General features: G+C 59.1%; 15 protein-coding genes, 1 rRNA gene and 1 riboswitch. Of the genes, 10 read left to right on the forward strand and 6 right to left on the reverse strand.

Translation table 11 applies throughout. The annotated features are described in order from the left end of the window. Positions 1–77: 77 nt before the first annotated feature. Positions 78–1,223 (reverse strand): acetylornithine deacetylase, encoded by a 1,146-nt coding sequence (gene argE, locus AC2CGQ_RS23920; protein WP_033631320.1) that lies wholly within the window; start codon positions 1,221–1,223, stop codon positions 78–80. A gap of 216 nt (positions 1,224–1,439) precedes the next feature. On the opposite strand from argE, the gene argC reads away from it, so the two are divergent. From argC to argH, 4 genes are all read left to right on the forward strand, one after another. Continuing rightward, a complete protein-coding gene (argC, locus tag AC2CGQ_RS23925; RefSeq protein ID WP_004931065.1) occupies positions 1,440–2,444 on the forward strand; it encodes an N-acetyl-gamma-glutamyl-phosphate reductase in 1,005 nt (334 codons plus the stop codon). A gap of 20 nt (positions 2,445–2,464) precedes the next feature. Next, positions 2,465–3,238 (forward strand): acetylglutamate kinase, encoded by a 774-nt coding sequence (argB, locus tag AC2CGQ_RS23930; RefSeq protein ID WP_016929723.1) that lies wholly within the window; start codon positions 2,465–2,467, stop codon positions 3,236–3,238. A gap of 25 nt (positions 3,239–3,263) precedes the next feature. Beyond that, complete coding sequence (locus AC2CGQ_RS23935; protein ID WP_004931061.1) at positions 3,264–4,484, forward strand: argininosuccinate synthase; 1,221 nt, start codon at positions 3,264–3,266, stop codon at positions 4,482–4,484. Between the two features lie 68 nt (positions 4,485–4,552). Further along, entirely contained in the window at positions 4,553–5,926 is a 1,374-nt protein-coding gene (argH, locus tag AC2CGQ_RS23940; protein ID WP_033631318.1) for an argininosuccinate lyase, read from the forward strand. A gap of 36 nt (positions 5,927–5,962) precedes the next feature. Here argH and AC2CGQ_RS23945 read toward each other — a convergent pair whose 3' ends face one another. The 3 genes from AC2CGQ_RS23945 to AC2CGQ_RS23955 all read right to left on the reverse strand — a co-directional run bounded on the left by AC2CGQ_RS23945 (position 5,963) and on the right by AC2CGQ_RS23955 (position 8,724). Then, positions 5,963–6,289 carry a type II toxin-antitoxin system HicB family antitoxin gene (locus AC2CGQ_RS23945; RefSeq protein ID WP_015379405.1) on the reverse strand — a complete coding sequence of 109 codons (327 nt, stop codon included), beginning with the start codon at positions 6,287–6,289 and terminating at the stop codon, positions 5,963–5,965. A 182-nt stretch (positions 6,290–6,471) separates the two neighbouring features. Further along, on the reverse strand, positions 6,472–7,920 hold the full coding sequence (locus AC2CGQ_RS23950) for a dihydrolipoyl dehydrogenase (RefSeq protein ID WP_021504448.1): 1,449 nt from the start codon (positions 7,918–7,920) through the stop codon (positions 6,472–6,474). Positions 7,921–7,992: 72 nt separating this feature from the next. Further along, positions 7,993–8,724 carry a glutathione peroxidase gene (locus AC2CGQ_RS23955; protein WP_015379403.1) on the reverse strand — a complete coding sequence of 244 codons (732 nt, stop codon included), beginning with the start codon at positions 8,722–8,724 and terminating at the stop codon, positions 7,993–7,995. Between the two features lie 151 nt (positions 8,725–8,875). Between AC2CGQ_RS23955 and oxyR the strand changes: the two genes are divergently transcribed. Then, on the forward strand, positions 8,876–9,793 hold the full coding sequence (gene oxyR / locus AC2CGQ_RS23960) for a DNA-binding transcriptional regulator OxyR (protein ID WP_015379402.1): 918 nt from the start codon (positions 8,876–8,878) through the stop codon (positions 9,791–9,793). Here the strand turns inward: oxyR and sthA are convergent. Continuing rightward, positions 9,776–11,173 carry a Si-specific NAD(P)(+) transhydrogenase gene (gene sthA / locus AC2CGQ_RS23965; RefSeq protein WP_004931047.1) on the reverse strand — a complete coding sequence of 466 codons (1,398 nt, stop codon included), beginning with the start codon at positions 11,171–11,173 and terminating at the stop codon, positions 9,776–9,778. The genes oxyR and sthA overlap by 18 nt on opposite strands. 218 nt (positions 11,174–11,391) lie before the next feature. On the opposite strand from sthA, the gene fabR reads away from it, so the two are divergent. Next, positions 11,392–12,024 carry an HTH-type transcriptional repressor FabR gene (gene fabR, locus AC2CGQ_RS23970; protein ID WP_004931044.1) on the forward strand — a complete coding sequence of 211 codons (633 nt, stop codon included), beginning with the start codon at positions 11,392–11,394 and terminating at the stop codon, positions 12,022–12,024. 15 nt (positions 12,025–12,039) lie between these two features. Further along, the gene (locus tag AC2CGQ_RS23975; protein WP_004931042.1) at positions 12,040–12,411 is read left to right on the forward strand and encodes a YijD family membrane protein; all 372 of its coding nucleotides are present in this window, start codon (positions 12,040–12,042) and stop codon (positions 12,409–12,411) included. Positions 12,412–12,445: 34 nt separating this feature from the next. Here the strand turns inward: AC2CGQ_RS23975 and trmA are convergent, their stop codons facing one another. Further along, positions 12,446–13,549: a tRNA (uridine(54)-C5)-methyltransferase TrmA gene (gene trmA / locus AC2CGQ_RS23980; protein WP_033631315.1), complete on the reverse strand. Its 1,104-nt coding sequence runs from the start codon at positions 13,547–13,549 to the stop codon at positions 12,446–12,448. A 122-nt stretch (positions 13,550–13,671) separates the two neighbouring features. Beyond that, positions 13,672–13,884, forward strand: a riboswitch (cobalamin riboswitch). A gap of 69 nt (positions 13,885–13,953) precedes the next feature. On the opposite strand from trmA, the gene btuB reads away from it, so the two are divergent. From btuB to AC2CGQ_RS23995, 3 genes are all read left to right on the forward strand, one after another. Then, complete coding sequence (gene btuB / locus AC2CGQ_RS23985) at positions 13,954–15,846, forward strand: TonB-dependent vitamin B12 receptor BtuB (RefSeq protein WP_156866546.1); 1,893 nt, start codon at positions 13,954–13,956, stop codon at positions 15,844–15,846. Further along, on the forward strand, positions 15,791–16,654 hold the full coding sequence (gene murI / locus AC2CGQ_RS23990) for a glutamate racemase (RefSeq protein ID WP_033631312.1): 864 nt from the start codon (positions 15,791–15,793) through the stop codon (positions 16,652–16,654). Before btuB ends, murI begins: the two co-directional genes overlap by 56 nt. Before the next feature lie 373 nt (positions 16,655–17,027). Beyond that, positions 17,028–17,575: ribosomal RNA gene (locus AC2CGQ_RS23995) — 16S ribosomal RNA — on the forward strand; the annotation flags it as partial.

Consider the following 17,575-nt stretch of genomic DNA (forward strand, 5'->3'; position numbering starts at 1 on the left):
CACGGCTTATTTCGCCGTTTTCTACTTATTTTGAGGTAGGGGAAAGCATAAGGCATTTCCCCTGTTAAATGTCGGGTTTATTGCCGGCAAAAGTGACTGACCAGCTGGCCCAGCAGTTTGCGCGTCGGTTCGATAAACGCGGTATCGATGTACTCGTCCGGCTGGTGGGCCTGATCGATGGAACCGGGGCCGAGCACCAGGGTCGGGCATACCTGTTGCACGAACGGCGCCTCGGTACAGTAGTTGACCACCTGCGTGCGGGTGCCCAGCAGCTCCTCGATCACCGCCACCATGCGGTGGTCGGTCGGGCACTCGTAGCCCGGCACCGACGCGTGCAGCTCTTCGATGGTCAGGCGGCCCGGCCAGCGTTGGCTCACCGGCTCCAGCGCCTGATGCATCAGTTCGTTGATGTTGTCGAGCGTCATGCCGGGCAGCGGGCGGATATCCAGGTGCAGCTCGCAACAGGCGCAGATGCGGTTGGCCGCGTCACCGCCGCTGATATGGCCGAAGTTCATGGTGGGATAAGGCACGGCGAACGCCGGATTGTTGTAGCGCTCCTGCAGGGTTTTGCGCAGCTCCATCAGGCGGCCGATGGACTCGTGCATCAGATCGATGGCGTTGACGCCGCGCGCCGGATCGCTGGAGTGGCCGGACTGGCCGACGATGCGAATGGCGTTGGCCATGTGGCCCTTGTGCGCGCGCACCGGCTGCAGCGAGGTCGGCTCGCCGATGATGGCGAAATCCGGCCGAATGGCGGTGGAGGCGGCGAAATAACGCGCGCCGGCCATCGTCGTTTCTTCATCTGCGGTCGCCAGAATGTACAGCGGCTTGGTCAGCTTGCTCGCGTCGATGTCGCGCACCGCGTCCAGAATAAAGGCGAAGAAGCCTTTCATGTCGGCGGTGCCCAGCCCGTAGAGCTTGTTGTCGTGCTCGGTCAGGGTGAAGGGATCGCGCGTCCAGCGGCCTTCGTCGTAAGGCACCGTATCGGTGTGGCCGGCCAGCAGCAGGCCGCCGCTGCCTTCACCAATGCTGGCCAGCAGGTTGAATTTGTGGCGCGACTCCGGCACCGGCTGCACGTCGACTCGGAAGCCCAGGTCGGCAAACCATCCGGCCAGCAAGTTGATTAACGCCTCATTGCTCTGATCGAGGCCGGCATCGGTGGCGCTGATTGACGGAGTGGCGATCAACGCCCGGTACAGCTCAATAAATGGAGGTAATTTCATCTTCACTGTTGACAGCCTTTGGTTAGGATAGTATCAATATTCATGCATTTATTTTGAATAAAAATACAGTAAGCCGAAGCGTAAGGGAACCCGATGCCCGGATGTTTATAAAAGCATCAACGCCTGGCTCCGTGGGTGAACGGCGCAACAACGCTGGCTAGCCCTGTTACCTGGGTCGCAAGCGACCGCACGTCAGTTTAGAAGGTGAAAGGCCACATGTTGAATACGCTGATCGTTGGTGCCAGCGGTTACGCCGGAGCGGAGCTCACGGCTTACCTGAATCGCCACCCACACATGAACATAACCGCTTTAGCGGTTTCAGCGCAAAGTGCAGATGCAGGAAAGTTGCTTTCCGATCTCCATCCCCAGTTGAAAGGCATCGTCGATCTGCCGCTGCAGCCGTTGACCGACGTCGCCAAGGCGGCGCAGGGCATCGACGTGGTGTTCCTCGCCACCGCTCATGAAGTCAGCCACGATATCGCACCGGCCTTCCTGGCGGCAGGCTGCGTGGTGTTCGATCTGTCCGGCGCCTTCCGCGTGCAGGACGCCGGTTTTTATACCCAGTACTACGGTTTCGAGCATCAGCATGGCGCCCTGCTGGAGCAGGCGGTGTACGGCCTGGCGGAGTGGCAGAGCGACAAGATCAAACAGGCGCAGCTGATCGCCGTGCCGGGCTGCTACCCGACGGCGGCGCAGCTGGCGCTGAAACCGTTGATCGAAAAGCAACTGCTGAACCTCGACCAGTGGCCGGTGATCAACGCCACCAGCGGCGTCAGCGGCGCCGGGCGCAAGGCCAGCATGACCACCAGCTTCTGCGAAGTGAGCCTGCAGCCGTACGGTATTTTCACTCACCGGCACCAGCCGGAGATCGCCGCGCACCTGGGCGTGCCGGTTATCTTTACGCCGCACCTGGGCAATTTCCCGCGCGGCATTCTTGAAACCATCACCTGCCGCCTGAAAGCCGGCGTGACCGCGCAGGACGTGGCCGCCGCCTATCATGCCGCCTATGACGACAAGCCGCTGGTGCGGCTGTACGACCAGGGCGTGCCGGCGCTGAAAGCGGTGGTGGGGCTGCCGTTCTGCGACATCGGTTTTGCGGTGCAGGGCGAGCATCTGATCGCCGTGGCGGCGGAAGATAACCTGCTGAAAGGCGCGGCGGCGCAGGCGGTGCAATGCCTGAATATCCGTTTCGGCTTCCCGGAAACCCAATCACTCCTTTAAACCAGCGTGAGTAAACAGCAATGAACCCGTTAATTATCAAGTTAGGTGGCGTGTTATTAGACAGTGAAGAAGCGCTGGAGCGTCTGTTTACCGCGTTGGACAGCTATCGGCAGCAGCACCAGCGCCCGCTGGTGATCGTGCACGGCGGCGGCTGCGTGGTGGACGAACTGATGAAGCAGCTCGCTTTGCCGGTGGTGAAAAAGAACGGCCTGCGGGTCACGCCGGCCGATCAGATCGACATCATCACCGGCGCGCTGGCTGGCACCGCCAACAAAACGCTGCTGGCGTGGGCGATTAAACACCAAATCAACGCTGTCGGCCTGAGCCTGGCGGACGGCGGCAGCGCGGTCGTGACCCCGCTCGATCCGGCATTGGGCCACGTCGGCAACGCGCAGCCCGGCTCGCCCGCGCTGCTCAATACCCTGCTGGGCGCCGGCTACCTGCCGGTTATCAGCTCCATCGGCATCACCGCCGAAGGGCAGTTAATGAACGTGAACGCCGATCAGGCGGCGACGGCGCTGGCCGCGACGCTGGGGGCGGATCTGATCCTGCTGTCGGACGTCAGCGGCATCCTCGACGGCAAGGGCCAACGCATTGCGGAAATGACGGCGCAAAAAGCGGAACAACTGATCGCGCAAGGCATCATCACCGATGGTATGGTGGTGAAGGTGAATGCGGCGCTCGACGCCGCCCGCACCCTCGGCCGCCCGGTGGATATCGCCAGCTGGCGCCATGCCGATCAGCTTCCTGCTTTGTTTAACGGCGTGTCGATTGGCACCCGGATCCTCGCTTAATTTTAGAATTAGAAAGGAATAGATCATGCAAAACCAAGGCATCAAAAAAATCGTTCTGGCGTACTCCGGCGGCCTGGATACCTCGGCCATCATTCCATGGCTGAAAGAGAACTACGGCGGCTGTGAAGTGGTGGCGTTCGTGGCGGACATCGGCCAGGAGCGCAGCGATCTGGAAGGCGTGGAGCAAAAAGCCCTGCAGTCCGGTGCCTCTGAATGTCACGTGGTCGATCTGCGTGAAGAATTTATCCGCGATTACGTTTATCCGGTGCTGCAGACCGGCGCCCTGTACGAAGGCAGCTACCTGCTGGGCACCTCGATGGCGCGGCCGATCATTGCCAAGGCGCAGGTCGAGCTGGCGTTGAAAGTGGGCGCGGACGCGCTGTGCCACGGCGCAACCGGCAAAGGCAACGATCAGGTGCGTTTCGAAACCACCTACACCGCGCTGGCGCCGCAGCTGAAAGTGGTGGCGCCGTGGCGTGAGTGGAACCTGCGTTCCCGTGAAGCGCTGCTGGATTACCTGAAAGAGCGCAATATCCCGACCACCGCATCGCTGGAGAAAATTTACAGCCGCGATGAGAACGCCTGGCACATCTCCACCGAAGGCGGCGTGCTGGAAAGCCCGTGGAATGCGCCGAACAAGGATTGCTGGGTATGGACCGTCGATCCGCAGGAAGCGCCGGATCAGCCTGAGCAGGTGACCGTCACCGTTGAGAAAGGCCGCGTTGTGGCGGTTAACGGGAAAGCGTTGTCGCCTTACCAGTGCCTGGAAACCTTGAACGCGCTGGGCGCCAAGCACGGCGTCGGCCGGATCGACATCGTGGAAAACCGTCTGGTGGGCATCAAATCCCGCGGCTGCTATGAGACCCCGGGGGGCACCATCATGGTGGCGGCGCTGCGCGCCATCGAGCAGCTGGTGCTGGATCGCGACAGCTTCAAATGGCGCGAGCAGCTGGGCCTGGAGATGTCCTATGTGGTGTATGACGGCCGCTGGTTCGCGCCGCTGCGCCGCTCGCTGCAGGCCTCTGCCGAAGCATTGGCTGAAGAGGTGAACGGTGAAGTGGTGCTGCAGCTGTACAAAGGCCAGGTGACGGCGACCCAGAAAAAATCCGCCAACAGCCTGTACTCCGAAGAGTTCGCCACCTTCGGCGAAGACGAAGTTTACGATCACAGCCACGCGGGCGGCTTTATCCGCCTGTTCTCTCTGTCTTCACGCATCCGCGCGTTGAATGAGAAAAAGAATAAATAACCGATTGGCGTGACTCTGCAAGGGCGCAGCATGCTGCGCCCTTTCGCATAAAAATTCAGGAGTAAGGTATGGCACTTTGGGGCGGAAGGTTCACTCAGGCGGCGGATCAGCGGTTCAAGCAACTCAACGATTCGCTGCGGTTCGATTATCGCCTGGCGGAGCAGGATATCGTGGGCTCGGTGGCCTGGTCGAAGGCGCTGGTGACCGTTAACGTGTTGACGGCAACGGAGCAACAGCAGCTGGAGCTGGCGCTGAATGCGCTACTGAAGGAAGTCCAGGCCGAGCCTTTGGCGATCGTCCAAAGCGATGCCGAAGACATCCACAGCTGGGTGGAGCAGAAGCTGATCGAGAAGGTCGGCGATTTGGGCAAGAAGCTGCACACCGGCCGCAGCCGCAACGATCAGGTCGCGACCGATCTGAAGCTGTGGTGCAAACAGCAAATAGGCGATCTGCATCAGGCGATCGTCCAGCTGCAGCAGGCGCTGGTGGAGACCGCCGAAGCCAACCAGGATGCGGTGATGCCGGGGTATACCCACCTGCAACGCGCGCAGCCGGTGACTTTCGCGCACTGGTGCCTGGCCTATGTCGAGATGCTGGCGCGCGATGAAAGCCGCCTGCAGGATACCCTGAAACGGCTGGACGTCAGCCCGCTGGGCAGTGGCGCGCTGGCCGGCACTGCTTATCCTATCGATCGCGAGCAACTGGCCGGCTGGCTGGGCTTCGCCTCGGCGACCCGCAACAGCCTGGACAGCGTATCCGATCGCGATCACGTGCTGGAGCTGCTGTCCAACGCCGCCATCAGCATGGTGCATCTGTCGCGCTTCGCCGAAGATCTGATCTTCTTCAACAGCGGCGAGGCGGCGTTTGTCGAGCTGTCCGACCGCGTGACCTCCGGCTCTTCGTTGATGCCGCAGAAGAAAAACCCGGACGCGCTGGAGCTGATCCGCGGCAAGTGCGGCCGCGTACAGGGCGCGCTGACCGGCATGATGATGACGCTGAAAGGCCTGCCGCTGGCGTACAACAAAGACATGCAGGAAGACAAAGAAGGGTTGTTCGACGCGCTCGACACCTGGATGGACTGCCTGCAGATGGCGGCGCTGGTGCTGGACGGCATTCAGGTGAAGCGCCCGCGCTGCCAGGAAGCGGCGGAGCAGGGCTATGCCAACGCCACCGAGCTGGCGGATTACCTGGTCGCCAAGGGCGTGCCGTTCCGCGAAGCGCACCATATCGTCGGTGAGGCAGTGGTAGAAGCGATTCGCCAGGGCAAACCGCTGGAAGCGCTGCCGCTGGCGGATTTGCAGCAGTTCAGCGCGACGATCGCTGACGATGTCTACCCGATCCTGGCGTTGCAATCCTGCCTGGACAAACGTGCGGCCAAAGGCGGCGTTGCGCCGCAGCAGGTCGCCGCGGCAATCGCCGCAGCGAAACAGCGTTTGGCTTGACGACGACAAGGGCGGCCTGGCGCCGCCCTTGAACCTCTACCCCGCCAGGCGGGCGCACAGATAACGGTTCAGGCTCACGCCTTCCTCCATCGCGCCAATCGCCAGCCGGCGATGCTGTTCCGGCGTCATGCGCAGTACCAGTTTGCCGCTGAAGTTCTTTTCCGCCAGCGCCTGCGGCGGCGTTTCGCCTTGCGCCAGCATATCGGCGATCGTTTCGCTCACCACTCTTTCGATGCCCTCCAGTGCGCCAGTACGCGTGGCGGCCAGCCAGGACAGAGAGGGGAATTCGGCGCACAGCCCGACATATTCACGATCTTCCGCTGACCAGGTGATGCGATAGGTATAGTGTTCATGCTTTTCCATGCTCTTCCTCCATTCTGGTTCTGCCCTCCATTTCAGTGTCATTATTGATATCACTTCAATGCCAAAGCATAAAAAATGCGTGCAGGAGGGGCGTGAGGCAAGAGGAGGGAGGCAAATGTGGAAAGTGCTGCGCAAAAAAACCGGGCCTGAAGGCCCGGTGGGTATGAATGGAGAATGAGGGGTTATTCGCCCGGGCAGCGCTGGCAGCGCTCGATTTCGGCCGCGCCGAGTTTGAGCTTCGCCTGCAGGTCGCGCAGCGCGGTGCGCAAGCCTTCTTCGATCACTGGATGATAGAACGGCATGTCCAGCATCTGATCGACGGTCATCTGCTGCTGGTGCGCCCAGGCCAACAGATGCGCAATGTGTTCGGCGTCCGGGCCGATCATTTCCGCACCGAGGAAACGGCCGGTGCCCTGTTCGCCGTAAACGTGCAGAACGCCCTTGTTGCGCAGCATCACCCGCGAGCGGCCCTGATTCTCAAACGAGACCTTGCCCACTTCAAAACAGCCGCAGGCGCTGAACTTCTCGCTCAGCTCGCGGAAGGTCGAGCCGACCATGGCGATCTGCGGATCGGAGAACACCACCGAAATCGCGCTGCGGCGCAGACCCGGATTGATCTCCGGGAAGCTGCCGGCGTTGGCGCCGGCGATGCGCGCCTGATCGCTGGCCTCATGCAACAGCGGCAGCTGGTTGCTGGCGTCGCCGGCGATAAAGATATGCGGCACGCTGGTTTGCATCGTCAGGCGGTCGGCCAGCGGCACGCCTCGAGCGTCGAGCTGCAGGCCGGTATTTTCGAGGCCAAGCCGATCGACGTTGGGGCGGCGGCCGGTGGCGGCCAGCACGTAGTCCACCAGGATCTCCTGCGACTGGCCCTGCAGATCCTGATAGCGGATAAATACGCGGTCGCCTTCGCGCTGCATCATCTCCACTTTCACGTCGGCGTCGAGGTAGAACTCTTCCCCCAGCGCCTTCGCAGCGTAATCGCGCACGGCGCTGTCGGTGAGCGGCCCGACGGCGCCGCCGATGCCGAAGACTTTGGTGTCGACGCCGAGGCGGTGCAGCGCTTGCCCCAGCTCCAGCCCGATCACGCCGGGGCCGAATACCGCCACGGACTGCGGCAAGTCATCCCAGTTGAACAGATCGTCGTTGACGATCAGGCGATCGCCCAGTTCATTCCACGGCGCCGGCCAGCTGGGGCGAGAGCCGGTGGCGATCACGATGCGCTGCGCCACGATGCGCGTATGGTCATCGACCTGCAGCGTGTTGTCGTCGATAAAGCGGGCATAGCCCTGAATTTTGTCGGCGGCCGGGATCTCGTCCACGCCTTCCAGCACGAAGCCGACGAAACGATCGCGTTCGCGTTTGACGCGCGCCATCACCTCGCGCCCGTCAATGCGCGTTTTGCCGGTTGGGTGCACGCCAAAGCCCGGCGCACGTTCGATTTGATGCACCGCTTCGGCGGCGGCGATCAATAATTTGGATGGCATGCAGCCAACGCGCGCACAGGTGGTGCCATAAGGCCCACCTTCGATCATCACCACGCTGGGGGTAGACAGTTTGGCCGCTCGGTAGGCGCCGAGCCCTGCGGTGCCGCCGCCGATGACCGCGACATCAACGTTCAACAGTTTCATATCCGCTCCTGAAAGGTAAAAAAAGGGCGGGCCGTAGCCCGCCAAAGTTCACGTTGGCTTTGTTATTACTTATTAAGCTGACAGGAATGTTTCCAGATCGTCGCTGCCGCCGATGTGACGGCCGCCGATGAATACCTGCGGCACCGTAGCGCGGCCGCTGACGGCGCGCAGGCTGACGGTGGTGGCGTCTTTGCCCAGCACGATCTCTTCATACTGAATGCCGCGCTCTTGCAGCATCTGCTTGGCTTTGGCGCAGAATGGGCAGCCCGGTTTGGTGAACAGGGAGACCGATTCCTGCACTTTGAATTCCGGCGCCAGGTATTTCAGCATAGTATCGGCGTCGGACACTTCAAACGGGTCGCCCGGCTTGTTCGGCTCGACAAACATTTTCTCGACCACGCCGTTGCGTACCAGCATCGAGTAGCGCCAAGAGCGAGGGCCAAAGCCCAGATCCGCTTTCTCGACCAGCATGTTCATGCCTTTGGTGAATTCACCGTTGCCGTCCGGCACGAAGGTGATGTTTTCCGCATGCTGATCGGCTTTCCAGGCGTTCATGACAAAGGTGTCGTTCACCGAGACGCACAGAATGCTGTCGACGCCGTGCTGCTTGAATACGCTGGACAGTTCGTTGTAGCGCGGCAGGTGGCTCGAAGAACAGGTCGGCGTGAACGCGCCCGGCAGCGAGAAAACAATGACGGTTTTGTTTTTGAACAGGTCATCAGTGGTCACATCAATCCATTGGTCGCCCTGACGGGTGTGGAAAGTAACCTGAGGAACTTTCTTGCCTTCTTGACTGGTAAACATTGATTAACCCCTTAATTAGGAAAAGTAATTTTTAGCATTTAGCGCGATATCGCTTCGTTGGGACACATTATTGTCGCTGGGGCTTGATAGATCTAATCGCTCATTGCTATCTTATCTATCGCCATGAGCTATCATGGAATGGAGGGAAACAATGAATATTCGTGATTTAGAGTATCTGGTCGCCTTGGCCGAGCACCGGCACTTCCGCCGCGCGGCCGATTCATGCCATGTAAGCCAACCCACGCTGAGCGGGCAGATCCGCAAGCTGGAAGACGAGTTGGGCGTCATGCTGCTCGAGCGCACCAGCCGCAAGGTGCTGTTCACCCAGGCGGGTCTGTTGCTGGTGGAGCAGGCGCGTACCGTGCTGCGCGAAGTGAAAGTGTTGAAGGAGATGGCCAGCCAGCAGGGCGAAGCCATGTCCGGGCCGCTGCACATCGGCCTGATCCCGACAGTGGGGCCTTATCTGCTGCCGCAGATCATACCGACACTGCACAAAACCTTCCCGAAACTGGAAATGTACCTGCACGAAGCGCAAACCCACCAACTGCTGGCGCAACTCGACAGCGGCAAACTGGACTGCGCCATTCTGGCGTTGGTGAAGGAAACCGAGGCGTTTATCGAAGTGCCTCTGTTCGATGAACCGATGAAGCTGGCGGTGTACTCCGATCACCCGTGGGCGCAGCGCGAGCGCGTGGCGATGCCGGATTTAGCGGGAGAGAAACTGCTGATGCTGGAAGATGGCCACTGCCTGCGCGATCAGGCGATGGGCTTCTGCTTCCAGGCGGGCGCGGACGAAGATACTCATTTCCGCGCCACCAGTCTGGAAACGTTGCGCAATATGGTCGCTGCCGGCAGCGGCATTACCCTGCTGCCGTCACTGGCGGTGCCGCCGCAGCGCGAACGCGACGGCGTGTGCTATCTGGATTGCTACAAGCCGGAACCGAAGCGCACCATCGCGTTGGTGTATCGCCCCGGTTCCCCACTGCGCAGCCGTTATGAGCAGTTGGCCGAAGCGATCCGCGAGCACATGCAGGGCTACATCGACAGCGCGTTAAAACAGGCGGTTTAAGCCGTTAAGCGCCGCCACCCGGTAGGCTTCGGCCATGGTCGGATAGTTGAAGGTCGTATTAACGAAATACTCGATAGTATTGCCTTCACCTTTCTGTTCCATGATCGCCTGGCCGATGTGGATGATCTCCGCCGCACGCTCGCCGAAGCAGTGGATCCCAAGGATCTGCAGGGTGTCGCGATGGAACAGGATTTTCAGGCTGCCGACATTCATCCCGGCTATCTGCGCGCGCGCCAGATGCTTGAACTGGGCGCGGCCCACTTCATACGGCACCTTCATCGCGGTCAGTTCCTGCTCGGTTTTGCCGACGGAGCTGATTTCCGGAATGGTGTAGATGCCGGTCGGGATATCTTCGATTAGGTGACCGCTGGCTTCGCCGGAAGCGATCGCCTGGGCGGCGATGCGGCCCTGATCGTAGGCGGCGGAAGCCAGGCTCGGATAGCCGATCACGTCACCGACCGCATAGATGTGCGACAGCGCGGTCTGATACATGCTGTTCACCTTCAGCAACCCGCGGCTGTCCGACTCCAGACCGACGTTCTCCAACCCCAACGAATCGGTGTTGCCGGTACGGCCGTTGGCGTACAGCAGGCAGTCCGCTTTCACCTTCTTGCCGGACTTCAGGTGCACGATCACGCCGTCTTCGGTGCCTTCGATCTTCTCGAATTCTTCGTTGTGGCGGATCACCACGCCGTTGTTCCAGAAGTGATAAGAGAGCGAATCCGACATCTCTTGATCGAGGAACGCCAGCAGCCGATCGCGGGTGTTGATCAGATCCACCTTGACGTTCAGGCCGCGGAAGATAGACGCATACTCGCAGCCGATCACCCCGGCGCCGTAAATGATCACGTGGCGCGGCTCATGGCTCAGCTCGAGAATGGAGTCGCTGTCGTAGATGCGCGGGTGATTGAAATCGACGCTGGCCGGATGGTAAGGGCGCGAGCCGCAGGCGATCACGATGTGGTCGGCGCGGATGGTGTCCTGGGTGCCGTCCATGTAGCTGACGCTGACGGTGTTGGCGTCGATGAAGCGCGCGTCGCCGGCGAACAGCTTGCACTGGTTCCGCTCATAGAACCCTTGGCGCATGCGGGTCTGCTGGCTGATGACGTTATCGGCGTGGCGTAAAATGTCAGGGAAGGTCGCGCTAAGCGTGCGCGAATTGTTGTAAAGCGGGTTCTGGTTGAATTCGATAATGCGGCTGACGGCGTGGCGGAGGGCTTTGGAAGGGATGGTGCCCCAATGGGTACATCCGCCGCCTACGTTGTTGTACCGTTCGATAACGGCCACACGGGCGCCCTGTTTCACCAGCCCCATGGCGGCACCTTCACCACCAGGGCCCGAGCCAATCACTATGGCATCAAATTGATAGTGCTGTTGCATGTAGGAGAGACCTGTTTTTTTATACAAGATTACAACGGTATCTTAACATCATAGCGCTGCTCACCCAATCACCATTAGGCTTTTTGAGTCAAAGCACAATCGGCTCAGGGCGGAAGTGTGATAGAGCGCGTTAGTATAAATGCTGTTGCAATAAAATTTGCTATATTGCCGAGTCTAGGGCGTTAGACTGAGAGAATGGAACCTATCCGGATATGCATATGGGCGTCAGAGCACAACAAAAAGAACGGACTCGTCGTTCCCTGATCGAAGCCGCATTCAGCCAGCTGAGCGCCGAACGCAGCTTCGCCAGCCTGAGCCTGCGGGAAGTTTCACGCGAGGCGGGCATCGCGCCCACGTCGTTTTACCGCCATTTCCGCGACGTGGATGAGCTGGGGCTGACCATGGTGGATGAAAGCGGCCTGATGCTGCGTCAGTTGATGCGCCAGGCGCGCCAACGCATCGCCAAGGGCGGCAGCGTGATCCGCACCTCGGTGTCCACCTTTATGGAATTTATCGGCAACAACCCGAACGCCTTCCGCCTGCTGCTGCGCGAGCGCTCCGGCACGTCGGCGGCATTTCGTGCGGCGGTGGCGCGCGAGATCCAGCATTTCATCGCCGAACTGGCGGACTACCTCGAGTTGGAAAACCACATGCCGCGCAGCTTTACCGAAGCGCAGGCGGAAGCGATGGTCACCATCGTGTTCAGCGCCGGCGCGGAAGCGCTGGATATCGACGTCGAGCAGCGGCAGCAGCTGGAAGAACGGCTGGTGCTGCAGTTGCGGATGATCTCCAAAGGGGCGTATTACTGGTATCGTCGCGAACAAGAAAAAGCTTCTGTGTCCCACGTATAAAAAAGGTAAAAAATGATGGAAAAACCAGGCCGTGAAAATGGCACCTTACTGCTGGCGTTGATTGCCGGCCTTTCGATCAACGGTTCCTTTGCCGCGCTGTTCAGCTCGGTGGTGCCGTTTTCGATCTTCCCGCTGATTGCGTTGGTGCTGGCGGTGTACTGTCTGCATCAGCGTTACCTGAACCGCGCCATGCCGGACGGCATGCCGAAGCTGGCGGCGGCCTGCTTCCTGCTGGGGCTGTTGATGTACAGCGCCATCGTGCGCGCCGAATACCCGCAGATCGGCTCCAACTTCCTGCCGTCGGTGATCTGTGTGGCGCTGGTGCTGTGGATTGGGGTCAAGCTGAAGGCGCGCAAGGCGCTGGATGCGCCGACTCAAGAGCCGTAATGAAACGGGGCGCCATCATGGCGCCCCTGTCGTATCAGCGGTGTTTTTCCAGCAACACGCCGCATTCCATGTGATGGGTATACGGGAACTGGTCGAACAGCGCCAGGCGGCTGACCCGGTGCGTGGCCTGCAGCGTTTCCAGGTTGGCGCACAGCGTTTCCGGATTGCATGAAATATACAAAATGCGCGGGTAAGCCTGCACCATCTTCACCGTTTCCGCGTCCAGCCCGCTGCGCGGCGGATCGACGAAAATCGTCTCGCAGTTGTAGCCGCTCAGATCGATGCCTTTCAACCGGTTGAATTCGCGTACTCCGTTCATCGCCTGAGTGAAGTCTTCTGCCGCCATGCGGATGATTTGCACATTGTCGATATGGTTGGCGGCGATGTTGTACTGCGCCGCCGCCACCGACGGCTTGGCGATCTCGGTCGCCAGCACGCGCTCGAAATTGCGCGCCAACGCCAGCGAGAAGTTGCCGTTGCCGCAGTACAGCTCCAGCAAATCGCCTTTGGAACCGGCGGTGACCGCCAGCGCCCATTCCAGCATCTGCACGTTCATGGCCGCGTTGGGTTGAGTAAAGCTGTTTTCCACCTGTCGGTAGATCATATCGCGGCCGGCGACCGTCAGCACTTCGTCAACATAATCCTGGTCGAGCATGATCTTGGTCTTCGACGCCCGGCCGATCAGCTGCAGGTCGAAACCCTGCGCGCGCAGCTCGTCGCGCAGTTGCTCGGCGCGCTGCTGCCAAGCGTCATCCAGCTTGCGGTGGTACAGCAGCGAGGCGATGATTTTACCGCTTTGCGTCGACAGATAATCGATCTGGAACAGCTTGTGACGCAGGATCGGCTCCGGTTTCAGCGCGGCGATCAGGGCGCTCATCAGGCGGTTGATCAGTTCGCTGGCGGCCGGGAATTGATCGACGCGAATACGCTGCTTGGTCTGCTGATCGAACATGATGTGATACATGTCGTCCGCATCGTGCCAGATGCGGAACTCGGCGCGCATGCGGTAGTGGTCGACTGGCGAGCGGAACACTTCCGGCTCGGGCGCCGCGAACGGTGACATCAACGTCTTCAGGCGGGCGACTTTCTCCGCCAGTTGGTCATCGTAACGTTCAATAGGCAAATTCTCGGGCGTCATGTGTGTCTTCTCGTCAGGCAAATTTGATCAGCGGGGATTGTAGGGAATCAGCCCGTGAAGTCCAGTTTTGTCGCGTTTATTATTTGTAACATTAGTAGCAGTCTAGACATCTATTTGCATTGATCGTAGCATTGCCGTCCGGCCTCAAGCAGCGAGTGAAAAGGGAATCCGGTGTGAATCCGGAGCTGACGCGCAGCGGTAAGGGGAAGTCACGGCGATAGCGTTTTGACGCAGACACTGTCCACTGCAGGATGGGAAGTCATCGCCCGTTGCCGGTCGCGCCCCGCGGCCCGCAAATCCCAAGCCCGAAGACCTGCCGGTGTTACGTCGCAATATCCGTGGCCGTCGCGAACTACCGGCCATGATCCTGCGGCATCCGCCAATTAAGTTTGGATGCTTTTCTCATGACAATTACAAAAAATACGCTGCTGGCGGTGGTCTCCTCCGTCACGGCTTTTTCTGGATGGGCGCAAGACAACACTACAGCCACGAATGGCGATAACCTGGTGGTAACCGCCAACCGTTTCCCGCAGCCGGTTTCTTCCGTGTTGGCGCCGACCTCCGTCGTCACCCGTAACGATATCGATCGCTGGCAGGCCAAGAGCCTGACCGACGTGATGCGCCGTTTGCCAGGCGTGGACATTGCGCAGAATGGCGGCCTGGGGCAGCAAAGTTCGTTGTTTATTCGCGGCACCAATTCCAGCCATGTGCTGGTGTTAATTGACGGTATTCGCCTTAATCAGGCGGGCGTCAGCGGCTCTTCCGATCTCAGCCAAATCCCGATCTCGCTGGTGCAGAAAGTCGAATACATTCGCGGCCCGCGTTCGGCGGTATACGGTTCCGACGCCATCGGCGGCGTAGTCAACATTATTACCACCCGCGAAAAGAACGGCACGACGCTGGCTGCCGGCGTCGGCTCCAACGGCTATCAATCCTACGATGCGTCGACGCAACAGCCGCTGGGCGACAGCACCGTGGCGACGGTGGCGGGGAACTACACCTATACCAAAGGGTATAATGTTATAGCGAACTTGCCGGACAGCTTCGGCAATCCTGCACAGCCTGACCGCGACGGCTTTATGAGCAAATCTCTGTATGGCGGCATTGAGCACAAGTTCAATGAGGCGTTCAGTGGCTTTGTTCGTGGTTATGGTTATGACAATCGCACGGCCTATGACGGTAATTACAGTTATTCGGATCCGGCGCATTTAGATGCGTTGCCTGACACTCGCCAACTCTATAGCCAAAGTTGGGATAGCGGTCTGCGCTATCAGGACGGCATCTATGCTACGCAGTTGATCGCGAGCTATAGCCATACCAAAGACTATAACTACGATCCCAAATACGGCCCTTATTCTGCGTCTGCAACCCTGGATGACTCCACGCAATACAATGTGCAGTGGGGCAATACGTTCCAGGTTGCTCAAGGCCATATCAGTACGGGTGTCGATTGGCAGAATCAGAAAATCGAACCGGGTACGGCTTACATCACTGAGAGCAAGAGCCAACGTAATACCGGGCTTTATCTGACGGCGCAGCAACAAGTGGATGCCTTTACTTTGGAAGGTGCGGTGCGCGGTGATGATAACTCGCAGTTTGGTTGGCATGGCACTTGGCAAACCAGCGTGGCTTGGGAATTTGTTGAGGGCTATCGCGCCATCGCGTCTTATGGTACTGCGTTTAAAGCGCCAAATTTGGGGCAGCAGTACGGCAGCTTTGGCGGCAACCCGGATTTGAAACCGGAAGAAAGCAAACAGTGGGAAGGGGGCTTTGAGGGGCTGACCGGCCCGGTCACCTGGCGCGTTACCGGTTATCGCAATGATATAGATAATCTGATCAGCTATGCATCAAGCGGTTCAGGTTCAGCCTATTACAATGTTAATCAGGCAAGGATTAAAGGTGTTGAAGCGACGGCGTCTTTTGATACCGGTCCGCTGACGCATCAGATTGGTTACGATTATGTCGACCCGCGCAACGCCAAGACCAACGAAGTGCTGTTGCGCCGCGCCAAACAGCAGGTGAAATATGAGCTGGACTGGCAGCTGTATGACTTTGATTGGGCGGTAACCTACCAGTATCTGGGAGAGCGCTACGACGGTGATTACAGCGGCTACACTACGCGTACGGTTAAACTTGGCGGCGTGAGCCTGTGGGATCTCGCAGTTTCGTATCCGGTCACATCTCATCTGACAGTTCGTGGTAGAATTGCCAACCTGTTTGATAAAGATTATGAGACGGCCTATGGCTACGCTACTCCAGGAAGAGAATACTACCTCACTGGAAGCTATACCTTCTAACAGCACCGCCACACCTCGCCCGACGGTGCTGGTTTTTGATTCCGGCGTCGGCGGGCTGTCGGTGTATCAGGAGATTCGGCAGTTGCTGCCGGATCTCCACTATATATACGCGTTCGACAACGTGGCGTTCCCCTACGGCGAGAAGTCCGAAGAGTTTATCGTTGAGCGCGTGCTGGAGATTGTCGGCGCGGTGCAGCAGCGTCATCCTCTGGCGATTGTCGTCATCGCCTGCAACACCGCCAGCACGGTCTCCTTGCCGGCCTTGCGCGAGCGTTTCAGTTTCCCGGTCGTGGGCGTGGTGCCCGCCATCAAACCTGCGGCCCGTCTTACCGTCAACGGCATTGTCGGCCTGTTGGCGACCCGCGGCACCGTACAGCGCAGCTACACCCATGAGCTGATTTCCCGGTTCGCCACCGATTGCAAGATTGAGCTGCTGGGCTCTTCTGAACTGGTGGAGCTGGCGGAAGCCAAGCTGCACGGCGAAGCCGTGCCGCTGCCGGTGCTGAAGAAGATCCTGCATCCTTGGCTGAGCATGCGCGAGCCGCCGGATACGGTCGTGCTGGGCTGCACCCATTTTCCTCTGTTAGCTGAAGAGCTGATGCAGGTGTTGCCCGAAGGCACCCGATTGGTGGATTCCGGCGCGGCGATTGCCCGCCGCACCGCCTGGCTCATCTCTACGCAGGAAAGCCTGGTCTCGAGCCAGGAAGAGAATCTGGCGTATTGCATGGCGTTAAATGAAGATACTGACGCTTTATTGCCCGTTTTGCAGGGCTACGGCTTTAAATCGTTGAAAAAACTGCCGCTTTAACGGTGTTTTGGTCAAACATTCAACGGTCGGAAAAAATATTGAAAATAGGGGTTGCGGCTCGCCGAGAACTCCCTATAATGCGCCTCCACTGACCGGGAACAACGACTGACAAGCCGCCGGGTCAGCGAGAAGAAAGCGAAATAAACGCTTGACTCTCCGGGCGAAAAGCGTAGTATACGCAGCCCGCGCCGATGAGTTTCTCGGCACTGCTCTTTAACAATTTATCAGACAATCTGTGTGGGCACTCCACAAGACGATATCCAGCATCTTCGGATGCAAAAAAATATCAAGTCTTGAAGAGTGACTAACTGAAGTAAAATTCATGCAGTAAATCTTTGAGCATCGCTTCTCGAGTGGAAGCAAATCAAGCTTTTAATTGAAGAGTTTGATCATGGCTCAGATTGAACGCTGGCGGCAGGCTTAACACATGCAAGTCGAGCGGTAGCACAGGGGAGCTTGCTCCCTGGGTGACGAGCGGCGGACGGGTGAGTAATGTCTGGGAAACTGCCTGATGGAGGGGGATAACTACTGGAAACGGTAGCTAATACCGCATAACGTCGCAAGACCAAAGAGGGGGACCTTCGGGCCTCTTGCCATCAGATGTGCCCAGATGGGATTAGCTAGTAGGTGGGGTAATGGCTCACCTAGGCGACGATCCCTAGCTGGTCTGAGAGGATGACCAGCCACACTGGAACTGAGACACGGTCCAGACTCCTACGGGAGGCAGCAGTGGGGAATATTGCACAATGGGCGCAAGCCTGATGCAGCCATGCCGCGTGTGTGAAGAAGGCCTTCGGGTTGTAAAGCACTTTCAGCGAGGAGGAAGGTGGTGAGCTTAATACGCTCATCAATTGACGTTACTCGCAGAAGAAGCACCGGCTAACTCCGTGCCAGCAGCCGCGGTAATACGGAGGGTGCAAG

The organism is Serratia sp. DFXYC6 (genome assembly GCF_057196085.1).

Bases quoted from the DNA above. Each gene is read 5' to 3' on its own strand.
- AC2CGQ_RS23950 (WP_021504448.1), bottom strand. From the start codon at position 7,920: ATGAAACTGTTGAACGTTGATGTCGCGGTCATCGGCGGCGGCACCGCA.
- sthA (WP_004931047.1), bottom strand. From the start codon at position 11,173: ATGCAACAGCACTATCAATTTGATGCCATAGTGATTGGCTCGGGCCCT.
- argH (WP_033631318.1), top strand. From the start codon at position 4,553: ATGGCACTTTGGGGCGGAAGGTTCACTCAGGCGGCGGATCAGCGGTTC.
- AC2CGQ_RS23945 (WP_015379405.1), bottom strand. From the start codon at position 6,289: ATGGAAAAGCATGAACACTATACCTATCGCATCACCTGGTCAGCGGAA.
- murI (WP_033631312.1), top strand. From the start codon at position 15,791: ATGGCTACGCTACTCCAGGAAGAGAATACTACCTCACTGGAAGCTATA.
- argC (WP_004931065.1), top strand. From the start codon at position 1,440: ATGTTGAATACGCTGATCGTTGGTGCCAGCGGTTACGCCGGAGCGGAG.
- fabR (WP_004931044.1), top strand. From the start codon at position 11,392: ATGGGCGTCAGAGCACAACAAAAAGAACGGACTCGTCGTTCCCTGATC.
- argE (WP_033631320.1), bottom strand. From the start codon at position 1,223: ATGAAATTACCTCCATTTATTGAGCTGTACCGGGCGTTGATCGCCACT.
- AC2CGQ_RS23955 (WP_015379403.1), bottom strand. From the start codon at position 8,724: ATGTTTACCAGTCAAGAAGGCAAGAAAGTTCCTCAGGTTACTTTCCAC.
- argB (WP_016929723.1), top strand. From the start codon at position 2,465: ATGAACCCGTTAATTATCAAGTTAGGTGGCGTGTTATTAGACAGTGAA.
- AC2CGQ_RS23975 (WP_004931042.1), top strand. From the start codon at position 12,040: ATGGAAAAACCAGGCCGTGAAAATGGCACCTTACTGCTGGCGTTGATT.
- oxyR (WP_015379402.1), top strand. From the start codon at position 8,876: ATGAATATTCGTGATTTAGAGTATCTGGTCGCCTTGGCCGAGCACCGG.
- btuB (WP_156866546.1), top strand. From the start codon at position 13,954: ATGACAATTACAAAAAATACGCTGCTGGCGGTGGTCTCCTCCGTCACG.
- trmA (WP_033631315.1), bottom strand. From the start codon at position 13,549: ATGACGCCCGAGAATTTGCCTATTGAACGTTACGATGACCAACTGGCG.
- AC2CGQ_RS23935 (WP_004931061.1), top strand. From the start codon at position 3,264: ATGCAAAACCAAGGCATCAAAAAAATCGTTCTGGCGTACTCCGGCGGC.